Here is an 18,309-nt window from a genome sequence, read left to right on the forward strand (position 1 = left end):
AGAGGAAGACAATGAATAATCGTGTACGCGCTGGGATAGTGATGGCTTTGATTGGCATCATAGGTTTTATGATGGTATTTAATTCGGGCTCGCCAACCCCAATCGTGAATTGGCCAGTTGAAACCTATCTGGGTTTGGCATTTACCATTGGCTGGTTAAGCCACGTACCAAATTGGCTGGCTTATGTGCTTGCAGCGTTGGTAATTATTTTAATCATCGTCGGATTTTATAAAGTCGGTAGCTGGCTTTATGGTTTAATGGCTAAGCGTCGTTAAATAGCGTCGTTAAACTTTGCTAGGACGTGCTCTTCTTTTAAAAAGGAGGACACGCCTTAGATAAATAGCGGTTTTTATAAACTATTTATCAAGACGCTATATGAAATTGCTCGAGTACCGACTGGATGCCGCGCTCTTCAATCGTACCGGTGACAAAATCTGCGCGCTCAATCAACGCAGGCTGGGCATCGCCCATCGCTACTGCATAGCCGACCAAATCAAACATCTCTAAGTCATTCATGCCATCGCCAAACGCCATGCATTCGCTTGCATCTACGCCATAATAGCGACAGACGTCTTTGATACCGCGGGCTTTAGAGGCATTGGCGGGCAGGATGTCTGCGCCGATATGATGCCAATGTACCAGTTTTAAATCATCCTGTGCAAAGTCGATATCTTGCATTTTATCGAATTGATTGTTAAAAAACACTGAGCATTGATAAACAGGGTTTGATTGATAATAGAGTGGATCCACGATAGAGTTGGGCGTTTTGGCATTAAAATCACGCAAACGCTCATTTTCGTCTGACCAAGCAATGTGCGTCGCCGAGTCAAACTTATGAATCAGCTGACTGGTTTGGCATAACTGCACGATTTTGTCTGCTTGCTCAGCAGACAATGGATAATGGCTAATCAAACCTTTATTATCAAAACTATATTGTCCATTCATACAAATAATGGCATCTAAGACATCCGCTTCGAGCAAGGCTAAAATATCCGCTGGCAATATCGCTTTAGAGCGTCCGGTCGAAATCACCAGTTTAATATCAGTTTTGGCCAGCGCCTCAAGCGTCGCTTGGTTGTGCGTAGCGATGATGCCATTACGGCTGAGCGTGTCATCAATGTCAAAAAATATCACTTTCGGTACAGGCAATGTATGATTGATACTGGCTGGCGCCGCCTTATCTACAATAAACATGAGTATCCTTTATATTTAAAAACCGACTGTATAGGTATTCAAAGCAAGTATAAAAAGTCGTTGAGATTTGCTGAATAGTCTCAAGGGTTATGACTGATAATATAATTTGAATTTATGGATAAGTATGCATTTTACAGGGCTGAAAATACAGTAATAGAGTGATTATGGCTAATTTATGTATCATCTTTACTGCGTTGTTTGCCTTTGATATTTAAGATGCGCTCGCTAGCAAACAGTTGATTTTCTAATTTTTGGCTTTGTAACTGCATCAGACTTTGGTGGATGCAACCGACTTACTCTCGCAACATTTGACTGATGAAGAAGACTTTGTTATTCCGATTTTGGAGTTAAGGCAGGGTTAGGGAGTAGCTTATAACTTTTTTCATTATAAGTCTTGGTTTGGGTCGTCTTTGTGATTAATAAACCAAGAGTGTATCTACGGTAGCTATAAGCCAAGAAATAACGATAGGTGATAGAAAATTGGTCAGAATGCAAAAACCTTATTGATTATTTTTTATAATAAAGTGTATCTTAGCTTAAATAAGCTTTTGTAAATAAGGTTCCTTATGGACACAACAACAAGTCATACCCTTGAAGGGAAAAAAAGAAATGGCGAGCATATTCTTATTAACATGACATATGTCGCCAAAAATATTGACTTAGATTCGGGAATCGAGCTGACTCGTGCATTTGAGTATTGGCGAAGATATTTTGAGGAAAACAATATCGTTTCCGCTTTGGTCATTAGCGAAGGTTATTTCGTTCAAAGTTTTCAAGGGACAAGGCCTGCTATCAATATTGCCTTAGCAAAAATACTGGACAAGCATTCAACCATTTCCCCTAATATTGTTAATATAGAGGAAATTGAATCGCGGCAATGGAATGGGTTTTTAGTTAAATATCTAACATCAAGCGCTGAAGATGAAGAATATACCCTAAAAAGCTTCTCAGCAGGTTCTGACTATAATCCCTATCTAATGACAAGTACTCAGATTGAAAGCTTTTTGACAGCAGTTTTTAAAGATACCGAATCTAGCAATTTTTAGATGAGTAATGTCTTTTGACAATACTTGTCATCTGTTTTAGCCTGCCTAAAAAAGCCGCTTATACCTTGTGTATAAGCGGCTTTTTGTTAAAAGTATTGTAAGCTTTAAATGTTAAAGACTAGAATGCTAAGCATAGCTATTATTAACCAACCTCAACACTCGCCACATTCTGAAAGCCTCTTGGCAACTGACCGCCGCGATTACCACGAGTGCCCGTATAATTGGCCAAATCATTAGGCTTTAGCGTCACGTGGCGTTTGCCAGCAGTGATGATTAAGCTGTCTTGCTGACTGAGTGGCGTGATGGCAAGTACTTCTTCACCGTCTTTTAATTTGATCAGCTTATTACCCTTACCACGTGCCTGTTCAGGCAAATCATCAAGAGCAAATATCAATAGATAGCCCGCATTGGTCACGACAGCAAGATGGTCAGGTGTGGCTGTTACCGCTTCACTATTATCGCCATTAGCTTCTGCATTAGCATCGATCCGCGCAACAGGTAGCAAGCGGCTATCAGTTGCTAGGTTGATGATGTTTTTACCCGCTTTTTGATTGCTATCGAGATTGCCAACGGTGTTGATAAAACCGTAACCTGCTGAACTTGCGAGGATGATACGTTGGTTATTATCGCCCGTTAATAACTGCTCAAAGCTGGCGCCTGCTGGCGGTTTGAGTACGCTGGTCAGCGGATCGCCTTGACCACGAGCAGAGGCGAGGCTATGGGCGTCGATACTGTAGCTGCGTCCAGTGCTGTCGAGTACGTAAATTCTTTCATTGGATTTAGCACGTACATGCGCTTGATAGCTATCACCTGAGCGGTAAGTCATGCCAGCAGCATCGACGTCGTGACCTTTGGCAGCGCGAATCCAGCCCGCTTTCGATAGGATGGCAGTGACAGGCTCGCTTGGTACGAGGTCAGACTCTTTTAACGCTTGCGCTTCTTCACGTTCTGCCAATTGCGATACGCGCTCGTTGCCGTGTTCCTTCATGTCGGCGCTAAGCTCGTCAATCATCAGATTGGTCAGGCTGTCTGGATTGTTCAAGTATTCTTGAATGATGGCACGTTCGGCAGCCAGTTCATCTTGCTCGCGGCGCAGCTCAATCTCTTCTAGTCTTGCCAGCTGGCGCAGTCGAATATCCAAGATAGCATTGGCTTGGATTTCAGTCAGATCATAGCCTTGCATCAATGATAATTTTGGGTCGTCTTCTTCACGAATAATACGAATGACTTCATCGATATTCAGATAAGCAATCAGCAAGCCTGCGAGGATATGTAAGCGTTTATCAATTTTGTCGAGGCGATATTGCAGACGGCGCGTGACTACTGAGCGGCGACAGACGAGCCATTCTTCAAGGATTTCTTTGAGGTTTTTGACCTGCGGCTTACCATTTAAGCCAATCATATTCATGTTGACGCGGTAATTACTCTCAAGGTCAGTACTGGCAAATAAATGGCTCATGACACGCTCGACATCGACGCGCGATGAACGTAGTTCAAGTACGATACGGCAAGCGTTTTCGTGGTCTGATTCGTCATGGATATCCGTTACCCATGGCAGCTTTTTATCCATCATGAGTTTAGCGATTTGCTCTTGAATCTTATTGCCTGACACTTGATAAGGAAGCGCGTCGATGATAACGAGGTTTTTTTCTTTTGGGTCGATATGGAAAGTGGCGCGCATTTTATAACTGCCACGACCGCTTTCATACATCGCCTGCAAGTCTTTTTTACTGGTAATGATTTCAGCAGGGGTTGGCAAATCCGGTGCGGGTATCGATTGGGTCAATTGCTTCACGGATAAATCAGGGTTTTTTAGCAAGCGAATTGCCGCCCGTACCACTTCATTAAGGTTATGCGGCGGAATATCGGTCGCCATACCGACGGCGATACCCGTTGTACCATTCAATAAAATATTGGGTAGGCGCGCGGGCAGGGTGACCGGCTCTTGCATGGTGCCATCAAAGTTATCTTGCCAATCGACCGTGCCTTGACCAAGCTCGGCAAGCAAGGTATTGGCATAAGCCGACATCTTAGCTTCGGTATAACGCATGGCAGCAAAGGATTTGGGATCATCGGGACTACCCCAGTTACCTTGACCTGTAATCAGCGGATAGCGATAACTAAACGGCTGTGCCATCAGTACCATCGCCTCATAACAGGCGCTATCGCCATGCGGATGATATTTACCCAGTACGTCACCGACCGTACGCGCGGATTTTTTGGCTTTGGCAGACGATTTTAGCCCAAGCTCGCTCATTGCATAAACGATACGGCGCTGCACAGGTTTTAGACCGTCAGCGATATTGGGCAATGCCCGATCCATGATGACGTACATGGCGTAGTTGAGATAGGCTTGCTCGGTGAATTCCGCCACGGAGCGGGTATCCATCGGTTCATTAGGAATAATAGGGTCAATCGTATGATCAATAACATCGGACATAAAATAGGGTTCGCTTTTGATTCTTAAAAGAGGTTTTTAATCAGTCTATATAGGCAGTCCACTATAAAATAAGCACAGAGCTACTGGTATTAATTTTGCGCAGCCTCTGTCTGCGTAGGCACAGCAAGCAAGGAAAATGAATACCAGTAGCGCGTTATAATACTTGTACTAAGTTGATTTAGGACTGACTGTATCGATAAAATAGGGAAAAATAAGATAGTGCTATCGTAAAGGATATTGGCAAAATTAAAAAGGGATAAGTCAGAATAGACGACAGGACGTGACGCGCTTGATATAACAGCTTTAATATCAAATATTGAGAATGAAGTATTGAGCAAAATAGAAATTTGACGGTTTCATAATTTTAGAAATGGTGGAAAATAGTGAAAAAACTGATAAACTTTTTAATAACAAATAAAAGTTTATTATATAAATAGTCGTAATTATAACCAATTTTAGTATTTAAGTCACTGATATTAATAAAGATAGATATCGTCAAGTAAGTTTAAGAACTCAAGTTTCAATCTTTTGTATTGAGTAGTTTGTATAAAGTGTGTATGTTAATCAACAAAGGGCTATTTACCGCTATATTGTTGATCCTTCACCATATTCCATATCATTAGCCGCCAACCATTACTTACGTTATATCAATGGTTGGTTGTACGGCGATGTTAGATATGTTTGACCTTTTCGATTATGGATGGATTGATACCAGCACACTATTATTAGGAGCAGTAAGATTATGGAAAATCAAGGTAACGTAATTCGTCGCGATGACAAACCGTGGGTAAAAACTTACGAAAAACTTGGCATCCAATACGATATTGATATGCCGCCCGCCAACACTTCTTTGATCGATATCCTCGAACAGAATTTCGTTACCCATGCAGGTCGTACCGCTTTTGTGTGCATGGATGTGACACTTTCTTATGAAGATTTAGACCGTTATAGCAAACAAATTGCCGCGTATCTACAGTCGCTTGGTTTACAAAAAGGCGATAAAGTAGCGGTTATGATGCCCAATATCTTGCAGCTACCGGTTGCTGTATTAGGGGTGTTACGCGCTGGCATGACCTTGGTCAATGTTAATCCACTTTATACCACCAAAGAGCTTGAGCATCAGTTAAAAGACTCTGATACCAAAGTGCTATTCATCCTAGAAAACTTTGCCAAAACCTATCAAGACATCGGTAAAGACTTGGTTGATCACGTCGTCATTACCTCGATGGGCGATTTGATGAGCCCGTTAAAAGGCTTTATCGTGAATGCAGTCGTGCGCCATGTCAAAAAACTGGTGCCTGATTATAAGGTTAACGGTAGCGTAAACTTTAAAAAAGCACTCAATAAATTGTCTGTCAAAAACTATAAACGCCCAACCAATATCGGTCTTGATGACGTGGCGGTCCTACAATATACAGGTGGAACCACAGGTGTTGCCAAGGGCGCGATGCTGACGCACGGCAACTTGGTCGCCAACCTTATTCAATGTGATACTTATCTTGGCGATGCGTTTGATAAGTTCCAAGAGCGTAACGAGCAGCCGGTTATTATGACCGCCTTGCCGCTGTATCATATTTTCTCATTTACCGTTTGCGGTATGTACGGTTTATATAGAGGTTGTATCGGCTTATTGGTACCAAATCCACGTGATGGCGCAAGCTTAATCAAGGCTTATAAGGACTATCCACCGGCGTTTTTCCCAGCGGTCAACACGCTGTTTAACGCGCTTGCCAACAGCGAAGCCTTTCAAGCATTGGACCATAGCAAGCTTGAGATGTCGATGGGCGGCGGCATGGCAGTATTAAAAGACACCGCGGCTAAGTGGGAAAAAATAACCGGCAATATTATCGTCCAAGGTTATGGCTTATCAGAGACATCTCCTGTCGCGTCGGCAAACCCGCAAGGTACCGGCGAGTTCTCAGGAAATATCGGTCTACCGATGCCAGCGACTGACATGGCCATTTTGGACGAAGAAGGTAATGAGTTGCCAATTGGTGAGCGCGGCGAAATCTGTGTTCGTGGTCCGCAGGTTATGAAGGGCTACTGGAAACGCGAAGACGCGACGGCTGAGGTCATGACGGCGGATGGCTATTTCCGTACCGGCGATATCGGCGTGATGAATGAAGAAGGTTACTTTAAGATTGTCGATCGCAAAAAGAATATGATTTTGGTCTCAGGCTTTAACGTTTATCCAAACGAAGTAGAAGATGTGATGTCTGGTCATCCAAAGATTTTGGAATGCGGCGTTATCGGTATCGACGATGAAAAAAGCGGCGAAGTGCCGAAGATTTTTGTTGTGCGTAGTGATAGTAGCCTGACCGAAGAGGAAGTGCTTGCTTATGCCAAAGAAAACCTCACCGGTTATAAGCGTCCTCGTTATGTTGAATTTATCGACGAGCTGCCAAAGTCTAACGTCGGTAAGATTTTACATAAAGACTTACGCGCCCTAGAAGAAAAGAAACACGCTTAAACCGTTTCATATAATAAATAACCTAATACCAAATTTAGCGGGCTTTTTATAGCGCTTTATCAATACTGAGCATTGATAAAAACATCTTGATATTTGATAGGCGAATGGTGAAAGATGATAAGGTCTTATGCAAATGACCTTATCATTTTTTTTTGTTTTTCTATAAGGGTTTGCTAGTATTCATAGAGAACTGGGCGCAAAACTGCTATAGTTCTTGCCCATAGATTTTGTATTTAATAGGTGTATTTGACGATAAATGTAGAATATTATCGTCATAAATACCCTTAGACAGGCTCTATATGTCTCGAGATTTTTAACTTAAAAGTTAGCGTATGACAAATTCTCTTGAATAAGCAGTTTCTTATGTCATAAGACTTCTTATTCACAAGTTTTTGCTTTTATAACTCAGTGATTGTAATAAACCACGGTGATTCTATTTAATAAATTTTGATAGCAACTTACTAACAGTAATGTTTAGGGAAGATTATGACGGACAGTACCAATAAAGAAGCCAAAAACCATAACGCTGCGGCAGATAGTCAATCAATGGTTGAAAATACCTTTCCTACCATGCCGACGATAGATAGCGACAGTCCGTGGTTAGGCGCGTATGAGCGCTATGGCATCAATGCAACCATCGATATGCCAGAAGACAATACGTCTTTACTGGAAGTGTTCGAACGTAATTTTAGCCGTTATGGGCAAAAACCTGCTTATATTTGCATGGGTTCATCAATCACCTTTAAGCAATTAGATTTATACAGCCGCCAAATCGCCAGTTATTTGCAGTCGTTAGGATTGGTCAAAGGTGACAAAGTTGCCGTTATGATGCCCAACATCTTGCAGTATCCTATTGTGATGCTCGGTATCATCCGCGCTGGCATGATTTTGGTCAACGTCAACCCGCTATATACCAGTCGCGAGTTGTCGCATCAGCTAAACGACAGCGGCGCCAAAGCGTTATTTATCGTTGAAAACTTTGCCAAAACTTACCAAGAAGCCGAAGACAAAGGTCAAGTACAGCACGTTATCGTCTGTAAATTGGGCGATATGCTTGGTTTGGTCAAAGGCACCGTCGTCAATCTTGTTGCGCGCCACGTGAAAAAGATGATTCCGGCCTACCGCCTGCCCGGTAGCACGAGCTTCAAACACGCGTTAAATGCCGTTTCAGCGAGTAAATATAAGCGTCCTGATTTAAACTTAAGCGATGTCGCCTTGTTGCAATATACCGGCGGTACCACCGGTGTTGCCAAAGGTGCGATGCTGTCACACGGCAACTTAGTCGCCAACATGCTCCAAATCAGTGTCTTAATGAATAGCGCCTTCGACGACGATGTCGATGCCGATGACGTGATTTTGACCGCGCTGCCGCTATACCATGTGTTCTCGTTTATGGTTTGCGGTATGTACGGCATGTATCAAGGTTATGCTGGCTTGCTGATTCCAAATCCGCGTGATTTGGATGGATTGATTAAAGAGATGGCGAAGTATAAACCGGCATTTATTCCGGCGGTAAATACTTTGTTTAACGGTTTGGTGCATAAAGAAGGTTTTGCCGGTTTAGATTTCTCTAATCTAAAAGCCTCGATTGGCGGTGGCATGTCGGTCTTGCCCAGCGTGGCAAAAGAGTGGCATAAAATCACTGGCTTGCCCATCGTTGAAGGGTACGGTTTGTCGGAAACCTCACCAGTAGTGGCCTTTAACCCAATGACCATCTCTGAATTTACCGGTAAAATTGGTATTCCTGCTTCTAGCACCGACATTATTTTAATCGATGATGATGAAAATGAAGTTGCACTCGGCGACCGCGGTGAAATCTGTGTCAAAGGGCCACAGGTGATGATTGGTTATCAAAACCGCCCACAAGAAACGGCTGAAACCTTTACTGCCAAAGGTTTTTTGAAAACGGGCGATATCGGTATCATGGACGAAAAAGGCTTTATCAAAATCGTTGATCGCAAAAAAGATATGATTTTGGTGTCAGGCTTTAACGTCTACCCAAATGAAATCGAAGAAGCCATGAGCGAGCATCCGAATGTGGTAGAATGCGGCGCTATCGGCATTCCTAATGACGAGCGCGGCGAAGATCCTAAGCTGTTCGTGGTCAAAAAAGGCGAGGTAACTGAGCAAGAGCTGATTGATTTTGGCAAAAAGCAATTAACTGGTTACAAGCGTCCGCGTCATATTCAGTTCGTAGATGAATTACCAAAATCAAACGTCGGTAAAATCCTGCGTAAAGAATTGCGTAAGATAGAAGGGTTAGAATAAGGTTGGCAGCAGTCCTTTAACACTAAACTCTTGGCATCAAACTTTTAGCACTAAATCTTGCGAAAGTAGCGGCGTAATAGCTTGGTGATTCTTGCTATTGCGCCGCTGCCACGTTAGGATAACGTCATCTTTTCGCTTGCTAACATAGCTGTTAACGTCGCGACGACCCTATTGTTTTATAACGCTTTATCACTTTGATTTTATAACATCGTACTAGGAAATTTTATGCGTATTGATAACCGTGAGCTTCACCAACTTCGCTCAATCAGCTTTGAGCGCCATTATACGAAGCATGCTGAAGGTTCAGTATTGGTCAGCTTTGGCGATACCAAAGTACTATGCACCGCAAGCGTGGAGGCAGGCGTACCACGCTGGCTCAAAGGTAAAGGTAAAGGCTGGGTTACCGCCGAATACGGCATGTTGCCGCGTGCGACCAATACCCGTAACCAGCGCGAAGCAGCTCGCGGCAAACAGTCAGGGCGTACGCAAGAAATTCAGCGTTTGATCGGTCGTAGCTTACGAGCAATGATTGATTTGGGTAAACTTGGCGAAAATACCATCTATCTTGATTGTGATGTCTTGCAAGCGGACGGTGGCACGCGTACTGCGAGCGTGACGGGTGCAGCCATTGCCCTTATCGATGCATTAGAGAGTCTACAAAAAGCCAAAAAACTAAAAGCTGATCCATTGATTGGTTTGGTCGCTGCGGTATCGGTTGGTATGAAAGACGGCGAAGCGTATTTGGACTTAAACTACGAAGAAGACGCCAGCTGTGATACCGATTTAAACGTGGTGATGACCCAAAAAGGCGAGTTTATCGAACTACAGGGTACAGCAGAAGAAAAACCTTTTACCCGCGCTCAAGCAGACGCTATGCTTATCCTTGCTGAAAAAGGTATAGCTGAACTTATCGATATGCAAAAAACAGCATTGGGTTGGTAAGTTTCCAACCCATCCTTTATAACTGCTTATTTCAGTTTTTAACCATCCACTGCTCTTAAACAGGTATTCATGCATGCTAAAGCTGACCGATGACGGCGCCAAAATCACCTTGCAAGGACAGTCGCCCGCAGCCGATAACGGGCTGTTTTGGTTCGGCACCGCATTACTGGTTGGGGCAGTGGCGGTCGCTTTGGCAATGAGCTTACTACCTGAGCGCTTAGCAATTGGCGCCTTGGCACTATTGATTATTGGCAGTTTTATTTTTAATCGGCAGCGCCAACAGCGTAAAAAAACCATGAGCGGCGTTATTAGTAGCGGCGTCTTGTGGGTGCGCGATGGCGAGTTGGTACATGACCATCAAGGTAAACGCGCGCATATCCATCTGACCGATGGCGACAAAATTAACTTAATTGGCGAGCAGCTACAAATTGTCGACTGTGATGACATTCGTAAATATCTAATCAGTGGCTTTGATAATATCCAAGAAGCAACCGCGACCAAAGCCATCTTACAAGGTCAGGCTTTGAGCAAACGCCATGCCAATATCAAAATGAGCGATGAGTAAATTATTGATTGGCTTTTATCCTTTGGTCTGTTTTTCTATAAATAGTCTACAATCTGATAATAGCTAATTATTCTTTCTGAATCTCCGTTCATATTTCTAAAGCCGATGTCTTTCTAAAAACCATATTTTTATAAAAACCAAGCCTCGTTTTACCACTTATCCTCAATTTCATACCTTTTATCGCTTATCTAAAAGCAATAGTACTTGCAGATTCCTGTACAAATGGTTTATAAGTAGGATTGAAAAATTTATCTTATTTATCGTTAATATGCTTATTGATACCAGCTTACAAAGACCAAACTTTGTGAATGGTCAAAGCTCAAACTAAGTCATCAATAATATGTTGCCAAGGAGTTGGTCATGTCGCGTTTGTCCTTTTGGTCAATCACAACGTCGAGCAGTGCATTATTACTTACCTTTGCTGCAATTTTTCCGGTCAGCCAAGCTAACGCTGATAGTATGAGCGCCTTAATTGCACAAAAATCAGCCCAACCTGATTATAGCGCCCGATATACCCCAGCGTACTCAGCGGTCCCTTCGGCCAAAATTAGCACACGCTCTACCATTCAACGTGCTGGTAATGCCACTAGCTATCGCTCGAATTCGAGCAACGGCCAACCAAGCTATTCTAGTAATAGCTCTTCTAATAACAGCTACTCTAATAACTCCTATTCTAACCAAAATGCTTACATCGGTAATGCCCAAAGCAATTACCGTTATCCTGAAGTACAGCGCCAAGCACCATCTGTTCTGCCCGCATTTTTATCTGGCAATTATGACAATGTCGATAGCGAATATTTACCGCTGCTGAGCAATGCTGAAACCCAAAGCAGTCGGGCGGCGCGCGAAGTGATTAGCACTGCGCGCAAGATGGCGTTAAATGAGCGTACGATTATTAAAGGTGGCTGCTGGGACTATCTCAATGCGGTGTTTAATCGAGCAGGGGTAAGCCGCGATACCATCCATAAAGGCACTTACGGTCAAGGCCCTTATGCCAGTAGCAAGGATATTGAAGTCGGTGATTGGCTGTATTATATCAATCATGGTTACAATGGTGTCGAGCATAGCGGACTGTTTGTTGGCTGGGTCGATGAGCGCGCCAAGCAAGCATTAATACTGAGCTATGCCGGTGAAAATCGCCGTGAGCCTGCGCGCTACCGTGTTTATGATTTAAGCAACGTCTATCAAATCATGCGACCAAACGTTTAATTTTTAAGGGTATTTATTCAGCTTACTTGAGAGATAAAAAAAGCGTCCGTCACTTGTTAGAGTAACGGACGCTTTTTTATGGATTTTAGAATAAAGATAAAAATGCTTATAAGGTAAATAAGCCTTATTGTTAGCTGTTTTTAAAAGGGTTTTACCACCACTAAAATCACAATAAAGATTAACGCAAATACTGGAATTTCATTAAACCAGCGCCAAAATTTATGCGATTTATAATGCGGATTATCAATGAGCTTTTTACGATAAAATCCGCAAGCCCCATGATAACCAGAAAGTAGCACCACCAATAATAATTTTACGTGTAGCCAGCCCTGAGTTTTATAAACATCCCAGCCCATTCCCAACATCCATAAACCAAACAACCAGGTGGCTATCATCGATGGTGTCATGATACCGCGATAGAGCTTGCGCTCCATAATGGCAAAGCGCTCGTGGCTGATGCTATCTTCGCTCATCGCATGATAAACGAATAGGCGCGGCAAATAAAATATCGCCGCAAACCAGCACACCATAGAGATAATGTGTGCCGCTTTAATCCAATTGAAATAATCTGCCATCATATTCTCTCTTACGATTTGATATCTTATGCACAATTTCTTGATTCATAACGTCGGCAAGCTTAGCGCAGATTACGTGATAATGGTAGCGGCACGCAAGGCATTTACTCTGCTAAGACAACTTGCGACTGATGACCACTCATGGCGTCAAGCACCGGTACTTGCTTTGGCGCTCGTGGCGCGGCAAATTGCTTGGTTAAGCCAAGCTCGCGCATCAGCCTATCGTCACCTGATTGGCTAGCATTGCCGGTGGTCAAAAGCTTATCACCATAAAAGAATGAATTTGCCCCTGCCATAAATGCCAGTGCTTGCTCAGCATCAGATAAACTTTCGCGTCCAGCAGATAAGCGTACATAGCTGGTTGGACAGCAGATACGCGTTACGGCAATCGTCCGTATCCATTCAAGGACAGATAGCTGACCTTCTGCTAATACTTTATCGCCAATCGGCGTCCCTTGAATAGGCACCAGTAAATTGACTGGAATAGATTCAGGCGCTTTGGGCATTTTTAGTAACTCATGGATCCAAGCGATGCGATCATTACGGCTTTCACCCATGCCAACGATGTTGCCGCTACAAACGTTAATACCTGAATTGCGTACATTCGCAATGGTATCTAAGCGCTCATCATAGCTGCGCGTACTGACCACTTGCTCGTAGTAACTTCTCGAGGTATCGAGATTATGATTGTAATAATCTAAACCTGCATCCGCTAACTGTGCCGCTTGGTCTGTATCTAGCATGCCGAGAGTCATACAGGTTTCAAGTCCCAATGCTTTGACTTCTTTGACCAGTTCGACCACATAAGGCATGTCTTTTGCGCTTGGGTGTTTCCATGCTGCACCCATACAAAAACGCGATGAACCTGTGGCTTTGGCGCGTTTGGCGGCGGCAATGACTTTATCGACTTCGATACGCTTTTCTGCTTGTAGCTTAGTGGTATCGCGGTGGTGACCGGACTGCGAGCAGTAACCGCAATCTTCAGGACAGTTACCGGTCTTGATAGACAGTAAGGTGCTGATTTGTACTTCATTAGCGCTAAAGTGTTGGCGGTGTATCGTCTGTGCTTGCAGTAATAAATCCATCAACGGCAAGTCAAACAACTGAGCGATTTGTTCACGGCTGTATTTTTTCTCGCGGTTTTTAGTCGCGTCTGTCGCTAAGCTTGCTAAAAAATCATGGGACGCATTGTTATTATTAAGTATTGAATCAGTATTATTATGACTATGGTTATTGGCATTTGGTTCTGAGATATTAAGCAATCCTGCCATGAGATAAATCCTTTTATAACGATATTAAGAGGTATTAGATAAATTAATAGCGATTAGTTAAATTAAGAAAAATTGAGTAACCTTGGGTTTATGCCTTTGTTAAAGTGTAGACAAAATAATTTAGGCAATAAAAAAAGGTTGCCGTATAGTATACCGCAACCTTTTTAGAAAATCAGAATAGTGCTAAGTAGTGAAACGTATCTAGGTTGTTTTTACACTAGACTGTTTTTACACTAAATTGTTTTTACGCTAGATTATATGGACGTTAGCCAGCTACTATCTGCTTATTTTCATTCGTGACATTACTTATTCGATTGAGTTATTATTTACCCAATTTATGCTTAGCAACGCCGATCCAATGATTGGCAAACTGCTGCGCTTTATAGGCGTAAGGCTTGGCTTGTTGAATATAAGGTTTGTACTGTTCTGGCACCGCTGGCACGATATGTTTGGCAAGCTTATTGAACCACATCATGAGGCTATAGTCGCCCTCGATGCTCAAATTGCCTTCTTGCACGGCAGTCATAAAAGCAGGCAGGCTGCCTTTGGTCAATAGCTTAACGCCAGTCATCGAGTCTTTAAAATTAATCGTCAAATCAGCGTCTTTGGCATGACCGCTATGTTGACTAAATTGACCATTATCAAAGCTATAGTAACGCGCAATATCAGCGTCAGTGCTGGCAAGCTCGATAGTGACTTTGCGATCAGCAAACAGCGCTTTAACGTCTTCATCTTCGCTATCAGCGAGCATCGATAAACGATAACCAATCACCGCTAATAACACATCTAATGGGTCAGACTTAATATCTAATACAGGAACAGTAAACATAATCGAACTCCTAAACAACCTAAAGAATGAGAAATGAAACGCAAAATAATGCGTACTTTATAACAATTTTTATGACAAATATATAATTAGATTATAAACGATTGAACAGATAATAAGTTTCCATTCTTTAGGGTTTACGTAGAGTGCCTTAAGTATCTTGTAACATTCGATGACAGCCGTATGATAGGGACAAGCTTAGTAAATGACTGAATTAGTGAAAGCGCGGTTGATAGTCATCATCATAAACGGGCGTGTGTTCAATATAGCGGGCGGCTTGTAGCTCGCGCTGCTGATGTACAGTGCGGCTGACGTCTTCGTAACGCAAAGCTCTATAGAGTACCCAACCTATCAAAGGCAACCAGCTAATACCCATCGCGACCACATAATTGTGCCATTCTGATAGTACCGACCAATAACTTAATAAGCTATAAATGGCTTCAACCGCCAACCAATACGCCATGCCACCAAACAGATACCACAGTAACCAACGCTGCGCTGATAAAGCCAGCGCAAGCACCAAGCCCATTAGCAGTCCAGTACCCAATATGGCACCTGCGCCCCATGTCTCACTGGCAAAAGTAGAAAATATGGTTAATAACATTGTTCATCTCGCTCTTTATCAGGTGAATTCCAACAGGGTCATTATGGAAGTTTGCGAGCTAAAGCTAAAGAGGCTAGCGACGACTTTGCGACAACAGCTGACGTTTGATTTTTTTAAACAGTTTTAAGAAACTTACGCGCAAATATTGCCGTCAATAGCAACAAAAAAGCGCCTTAATCGTAGGCGCTTTTTTGGACTTAATTTACTTTTAACGTAGATTTGGCTTTAAGGACGAACGCCGCGGCGCCCCCACCATGATAAGGCGGTGACCAAAACAGCGCCTAACAGCATTAAGCCTAAAGTGGTTAGCCAATGAGCACCCGTAGGATATTGCCATGGCATGACGTTATTGATAGCAGCGCTATTTAATGTACCGAGCGCATCGGTTTTCCATGGCCAAACTTTCACCAGCGAGCCTGCGATAAAACCTGTCAGCAAAGCAAGGGTTGCTTGATAATAGCGTGATAGCAACCATTTGAGCATACGCGTAAATAATAATAACCCCGTTGCCATGCCAGCTATGACGGTAAAAATAATACTAAAGTTTAGCGTATGCACCGCTTCGAGTACGGTGTCATAAGCGCCCATCAACAATAATATAAAGGAGCCTGAGATACCGGGTAATATCATCGCACAAATGGCAATTGCACCTGCAAGAAACAAATAAGGCAAACTTGGCACGGTGGTCAATAAGGGCAAGCTACTGATGACAACCGCGCTACCAGCGCCTAGCAAGAACAATACCACCCGTCCTATATTCCAGCGCGTAATCTCAGTCAATAAGATAAAGACTGTTGCCACCACCAAACCAAAAAAGAATGACCAAATCAGTAAAGGCTGATGGTCGAGTAAATGCTTAATAAATCCAGCTAACGTAGCAAAACTGGTGGCGATACCAAGTAACAAGCACACCAAAAAAGTGGCATCGACTTGCTTCCAGACGGCGACCAAGCCTTTAAGCCCGCCTTGTTGACGAAATATTTGCCAAAGATGAGGGCCGACGCTACTCAAAGCATTAATCAAGCGCTCGTAAATCCCTGCAATTAGAGCAATCGTACCGCCAGAAACACCGGGTACAATGTCTGCTGCACCCATCGCAATGCCTTTGGCATAGACGCCAAATAGCTGCTTTGGACTGTCATTATAAATAGGGGTGCTTTCCTGAACTGAATATTCATTATCTAGAGGAGTGGAAGATGACGGCGCATCTGGCCGCGGTGATTGTGTTGCCGTCATGGACAGTCCTTTTTTATTTAACAAGATGAAAGTAAGATGAATAGGGTAAAAGAGATGTAGATATAAAAAAGCTTCAACCATAAAAGCTAGGCTAAAGACAAATCCTTAACCTAGCTAATTTTTTAGAATGGTTAAGCGTTATTTAGTGCGGGCAAAGGCTGGATAGCCAAGCGCATAAAGCACGCCTTCAAGCCCTGTAACATTGACCGCAGCGTCTGCACGCGCTTGCACGATGGGTTTGGCATTAAACGCCACGCCCAAATCCGCCAGCGCCATCATCGGTAAATCATTGGCACCATCGCCGACGCAAACCACTTGCGACATATCAATACCCAAGCGCTCAGCAGTATGTTCAGCAATCGCCGCTTTTTTGGCGCCATTAATAATCGGCAGTTGCACATGACCGGTCACTTCGCCGTCTTCGATATCTAGCGCATTGGCGTGCACTTCATCGATGCCTAGTTGCTCAGCGATATAACGGGCAAAGTAGGTAAAGCCGCCTGAGACCAAGACCGTATGATAACCCAGAGCTTTAAGGGCGCTAATAGTGGTCAGCGCGCCTGTTGATAAGGTTAAACGGCTACAAATATCATCGAGCACATCGGTCGATATGCCTTTTAATAACGCCACGCGCTGTGCAAAGGATTCATCAAAATCCATCTCACCGCGCATCGCCGCTTCGGTAATGGCTGCAACTTGCTCGCCAATCCCTGCAGTTTTTGCCAGCTCAACGATGACTTCTTGCTCAATCAACGTCGAATCCATATCAAAACAGGCCAGCTTATGGGTACGTAGCATATGACCGACCGACAAGATATGACAGTCGACCACATCTAAATGCTCGCTACCTATGGCAGTTTGCGAGTTTTTATAGTCTTCAATTAATTCGTGGCGCAGACGGGTGGTCAATTGGTCATCGATAATGTGCGCCGCTGCTGTCTTTTTAGCAGGGTGCATGAGAGTATCGGTGACGGGCACCAGCAGATAGCGGAACACTTGCACATCAATAAACGAGCGCTTGGCAAATGGCTGTGTGGTATCTATATCAGCAATCTCAATATCGACAAAATTGGCGTCGGCGTCTTCTGCGACAGTGACCAAGTGCCAGTTTGGCTGCTCATCGACCCAAGACTGCACATATTGATGAATATCGAGCGAAGATACATGCGTCGGCAATACCACAATTAAGGCAAACACAGGCAAGGATTGTAGCGCATCAAAATCATGTAGATTTGTGCCTTTAGGCAATAATGAGGCTACAGAATCGACCGCTTGTTGCCAAGCTTTGCTGTCTTTTGGTAACGAGTAAGATGTATTTTTTTGCATCGCTCAATTGTCCCTTGTATGCTGATATAAGATTGGGAATAATAGCAGCTTTACTGGGCAGCGCCTATAGATGAGGTACAAAGTCTCACAGTCTGATAAAAACGCTTAGCATACCCAATTAACAGGCCTAAAAAGCGCCGCCGCATAGAAGAAAATTCTTACAATAAATTTATGCGATTCGCTAACGCCATAACCCTTACTATGATGATATAGTAGAGAAAATAAACGGGGATTTGTTGATGTGCGCGTGCGCCAAACATACTTGCACAACAAATCTCATGTACGATAGTCAGGTCTCGTAAATGACATTTGATTAAATATTATTTAGCGAGTAGCT

Annotated in this window: 15 protein-coding genes; 7 read left to right on the forward strand and 8 right to left on the reverse strand. The window is 43.4% G+C overall.

Annotated features, from left to right (window positions below; all coding sequences use genetic code 11):
• The first annotated feature begins 11 nt into the window (after nucleotides 1-11).
• Nucleotides 12-275 carry a hypothetical protein gene (locus H9653_RS02560; RefSeq protein ID WP_191690240.1) on the forward strand — a complete coding sequence of 88 codons (264 nt, stop codon included), beginning with the start codon at nucleotides 12-14 and terminating at the stop codon, nucleotides 273-275.
• 88 nt (nucleotides 276-363) lie between these two features.
• On the opposite strand, the gene H9653_RS02565 is transcribed toward H9653_RS02560, so the two are convergent.
• On the reverse strand, nucleotides 364-1,194 hold the full coding sequence (locus H9653_RS02565) for a Cof-type HAD-IIB family hydrolase (protein ID WP_191690242.1): 831 nt from the start codon (nucleotides 1,192-1,194) through the stop codon (nucleotides 364-366).
• A gap of 566 nt (nucleotides 1,195-1,760) precedes the next feature.
• Here H9653_RS02565 and H9653_RS02570 point away from each other — a divergent pair.
• Nucleotides 1,761-2,240 carry a BLUF domain-containing protein gene (locus H9653_RS02570; protein ID WP_191690244.1) on the forward strand — a complete coding sequence of 160 codons (480 nt, stop codon included), beginning with the start codon at nucleotides 1,761-1,763 and terminating at the stop codon, nucleotides 2,238-2,240.
• 142 nt (nucleotides 2,241-2,382) lie between these two features.
• On the opposite strand, the gene parC is transcribed toward H9653_RS02570, so the two are convergent.
• The gene (parC, locus tag H9653_RS02575) at nucleotides 2,383-4,680 is read right to left on the reverse strand and encodes a DNA topoisomerase IV subunit A (RefSeq protein ID WP_191690246.1); all 2,298 of its coding nucleotides are present in this window, start codon (nucleotides 4,678-4,680) and stop codon (nucleotides 2,383-2,385) included.
• 742 nt (nucleotides 4,681-5,422) lie between these two features.
• On the opposite strand from parC, the gene H9653_RS02580 reads away from it, so the two are divergent.
• From H9653_RS02580 to H9653_RS02600, 5 genes are all read left to right on the forward strand, one after another.
• Nucleotides 5,423-7,150: an AMP-binding protein gene (locus tag H9653_RS02580; protein WP_191690247.1), complete on the forward strand. Its 1,728-nt coding sequence runs from the start codon at nucleotides 5,423-5,425 to the stop codon at nucleotides 7,148-7,150.
• Between the two features lie 546 nt (nucleotides 7,151-7,696).
• On the forward strand, nucleotides 7,697-9,418 hold the full coding sequence (locus H9653_RS02585) for an AMP-binding protein (protein WP_404814801.1): 1,722 nt from the start codon (nucleotides 7,697-7,699) through the stop codon (nucleotides 9,416-9,418).
• A gap of 225 nt (nucleotides 9,419-9,643) precedes the next feature.
• A complete protein-coding gene (rph, locus tag H9653_RS02590) occupies nucleotides 9,644-10,360 on the forward strand; it encodes a ribonuclease PH (RefSeq protein ID WP_191690251.1) in 717 nt (238 codons plus the stop codon).
• A 73-nt stretch (nucleotides 10,361-10,433) separates the two neighbouring features.
• Nucleotides 10,434-10,925 (forward strand): hypothetical protein, encoded by a 492-nt coding sequence (locus tag H9653_RS02595; RefSeq protein WP_191690253.1) that lies wholly within the window; start codon nucleotides 10,434-10,436, stop codon nucleotides 10,923-10,925.
• A gap of 360 nt (nucleotides 10,926-11,285) precedes the next feature.
• Nucleotides 11,286-12,134 carry a hypothetical protein gene (locus H9653_RS02600; RefSeq protein ID WP_191690255.1) on the forward strand — a complete coding sequence of 283 codons (849 nt, stop codon included), beginning with the start codon at nucleotides 11,286-11,288 and terminating at the stop codon, nucleotides 12,132-12,134.
• A 140-nt stretch (nucleotides 12,135-12,274) separates the two neighbouring features.
• Here H9653_RS02600 and hemJ read toward each other — a convergent pair whose 3' ends face one another.
• From hemJ to serB, 6 genes are all read right to left on the reverse strand, one after another.
• Nucleotides 12,275-12,709, reverse strand: a complete 435-nt coding sequence (gene hemJ / locus H9653_RS02605; RefSeq protein WP_191690361.1) for a protoporphyrinogen oxidase HemJ — start codon at nucleotides 12,707-12,709, stop codon at nucleotides 12,275-12,277.
• A gap of 104 nt (nucleotides 12,710-12,813) precedes the next feature.
• Entirely contained in the window at nucleotides 12,814-13,980 is a 1,167-nt protein-coding gene (gene bioB, locus H9653_RS02610) for a biotin synthase BioB (protein ID WP_191690257.1), read from the reverse strand.
• Between the two features lie 322 nt (nucleotides 13,981-14,302).
• Nucleotides 14,303-14,809 (reverse strand): SCP2 sterol-binding domain-containing protein, encoded by a 507-nt coding sequence (locus H9653_RS02615; RefSeq protein ID WP_068403625.1) that lies wholly within the window; start codon nucleotides 14,807-14,809, stop codon nucleotides 14,303-14,305.
• 211 nt (nucleotides 14,810-15,020) lie between these two features.
• Nucleotides 15,021-15,410, reverse strand: a complete 390-nt coding sequence (gene aciT, locus H9653_RS02620; RefSeq protein ID WP_068403623.1) for an AciT family ciprofloxacin tolerance protein — start codon at nucleotides 15,408-15,410, stop codon at nucleotides 15,021-15,023.
• A gap of 225 nt (nucleotides 15,411-15,635) precedes the next feature.
• Nucleotides 15,636-16,646: a DUF368 domain-containing protein gene (locus H9653_RS02625; protein WP_191690259.1), complete on the reverse strand. Its 1,011-nt coding sequence runs from the start codon at nucleotides 16,644-16,646 to the stop codon at nucleotides 15,636-15,638.
• A 138-nt stretch (nucleotides 16,647-16,784) separates the two neighbouring features.
• The gene (gene serB / locus H9653_RS02630; RefSeq protein WP_191690261.1) at nucleotides 16,785-17,972 is read right to left on the reverse strand and encodes a phosphoserine phosphatase SerB; all 1,188 of its coding nucleotides are present in this window, start codon (nucleotides 17,970-17,972) and stop codon (nucleotides 16,785-16,787) included.
• Nucleotides 17,973-18,309 lie beyond the last annotated feature (337 nt).

Origin of the sequence: Psychrobacter communis (genome assembly GCF_014836505.1) — a bacterium.
Lineage (GTDB): Bacteria > Pseudomonadota > Gammaproteobacteria > Pseudomonadales > Moraxellaceae > Psychrobacter > Psychrobacter faecalis.

Bases quoted from the DNA above. Each gene is read 5' to 3' on its own strand.
- H9653_RS02560 (WP_191690240.1), top strand. From the start codon at position 12: ATGAATAATCGTGTACGCGCTGGGATAGTGATGGCTTTGATTGGCATC.
- bioB (WP_191690257.1), bottom strand. From the start codon at position 13,980: ATGGCAGGATTGCTTAATATCTCAGAACCAAATGCCAATAACCATAGT.
- H9653_RS02600 (WP_191690255.1), top strand. From the start codon at position 11,286: ATGTCGCGTTTGTCCTTTTGGTCAATCACAACGTCGAGCAGTGCATTA.
- hemJ (WP_191690361.1), bottom strand. From the start codon at position 12,709: ATGGCAGATTATTTCAATTGGATTAAAGCGGCACACATTATCTCTATG.
- H9653_RS02625 (WP_191690259.1), bottom strand. From the start codon at position 16,646: ATGACGGCAACACAATCACCGCGGCCAGATGCGCCGTCATCTTCCACT.
- H9653_RS02580 (WP_191690247.1), top strand. From the start codon at position 5,423: ATGGAAAATCAAGGTAACGTAATTCGTCGCGATGACAAACCGTGGGTA.
- H9653_RS02615 (WP_068403625.1), bottom strand. From the start codon at position 14,809: ATGTTTACTGTTCCTGTATTAGATATTAAGTCTGACCCATTAGATGTG.
- H9653_RS02585 (WP_404814801.1), top strand. From the start codon at position 7,697: ATGGTTGAAAATACCTTTCCTACCATGCCGACGATAGATAGCGACAGT.
- H9653_RS02595 (WP_191690253.1), top strand. From the start codon at position 10,434: ATGCTAAAGCTGACCGATGACGGCGCCAAAATCACCTTGCAAGGACAG.
- rph (WP_191690251.1), top strand. From the start codon at position 9,644: ATGCGTATTGATAACCGTGAGCTTCACCAACTTCGCTCAATCAGCTTT.
- serB (WP_191690261.1), bottom strand. From the start codon at position 17,972: ATGCAAAAAAATACATCTTACTCGTTACCAAAAGACAGCAAAGCTTGG.
- H9653_RS02565 (WP_191690242.1), bottom strand. From the start codon at position 1,194: ATGTTTATTGTAGATAAGGCGGCGCCAGCCAGTATCAATCATACATTG.
- H9653_RS02570 (WP_191690244.1), top strand. From the start codon at position 1,761: ATGGACACAACAACAAGTCATACCCTTGAAGGGAAAAAAAGAAATGGC.
- aciT (WP_068403623.1), bottom strand. From the start codon at position 15,410: ATGTTATTAACCATATTTTCTACTTTTGCCAGTGAGACATGGGGCGCA.
- parC (WP_191690246.1), bottom strand. From the start codon at position 4,680: ATGTCCGATGTTATTGATCATACGATTGACCCTATTATTCCTAATGAA.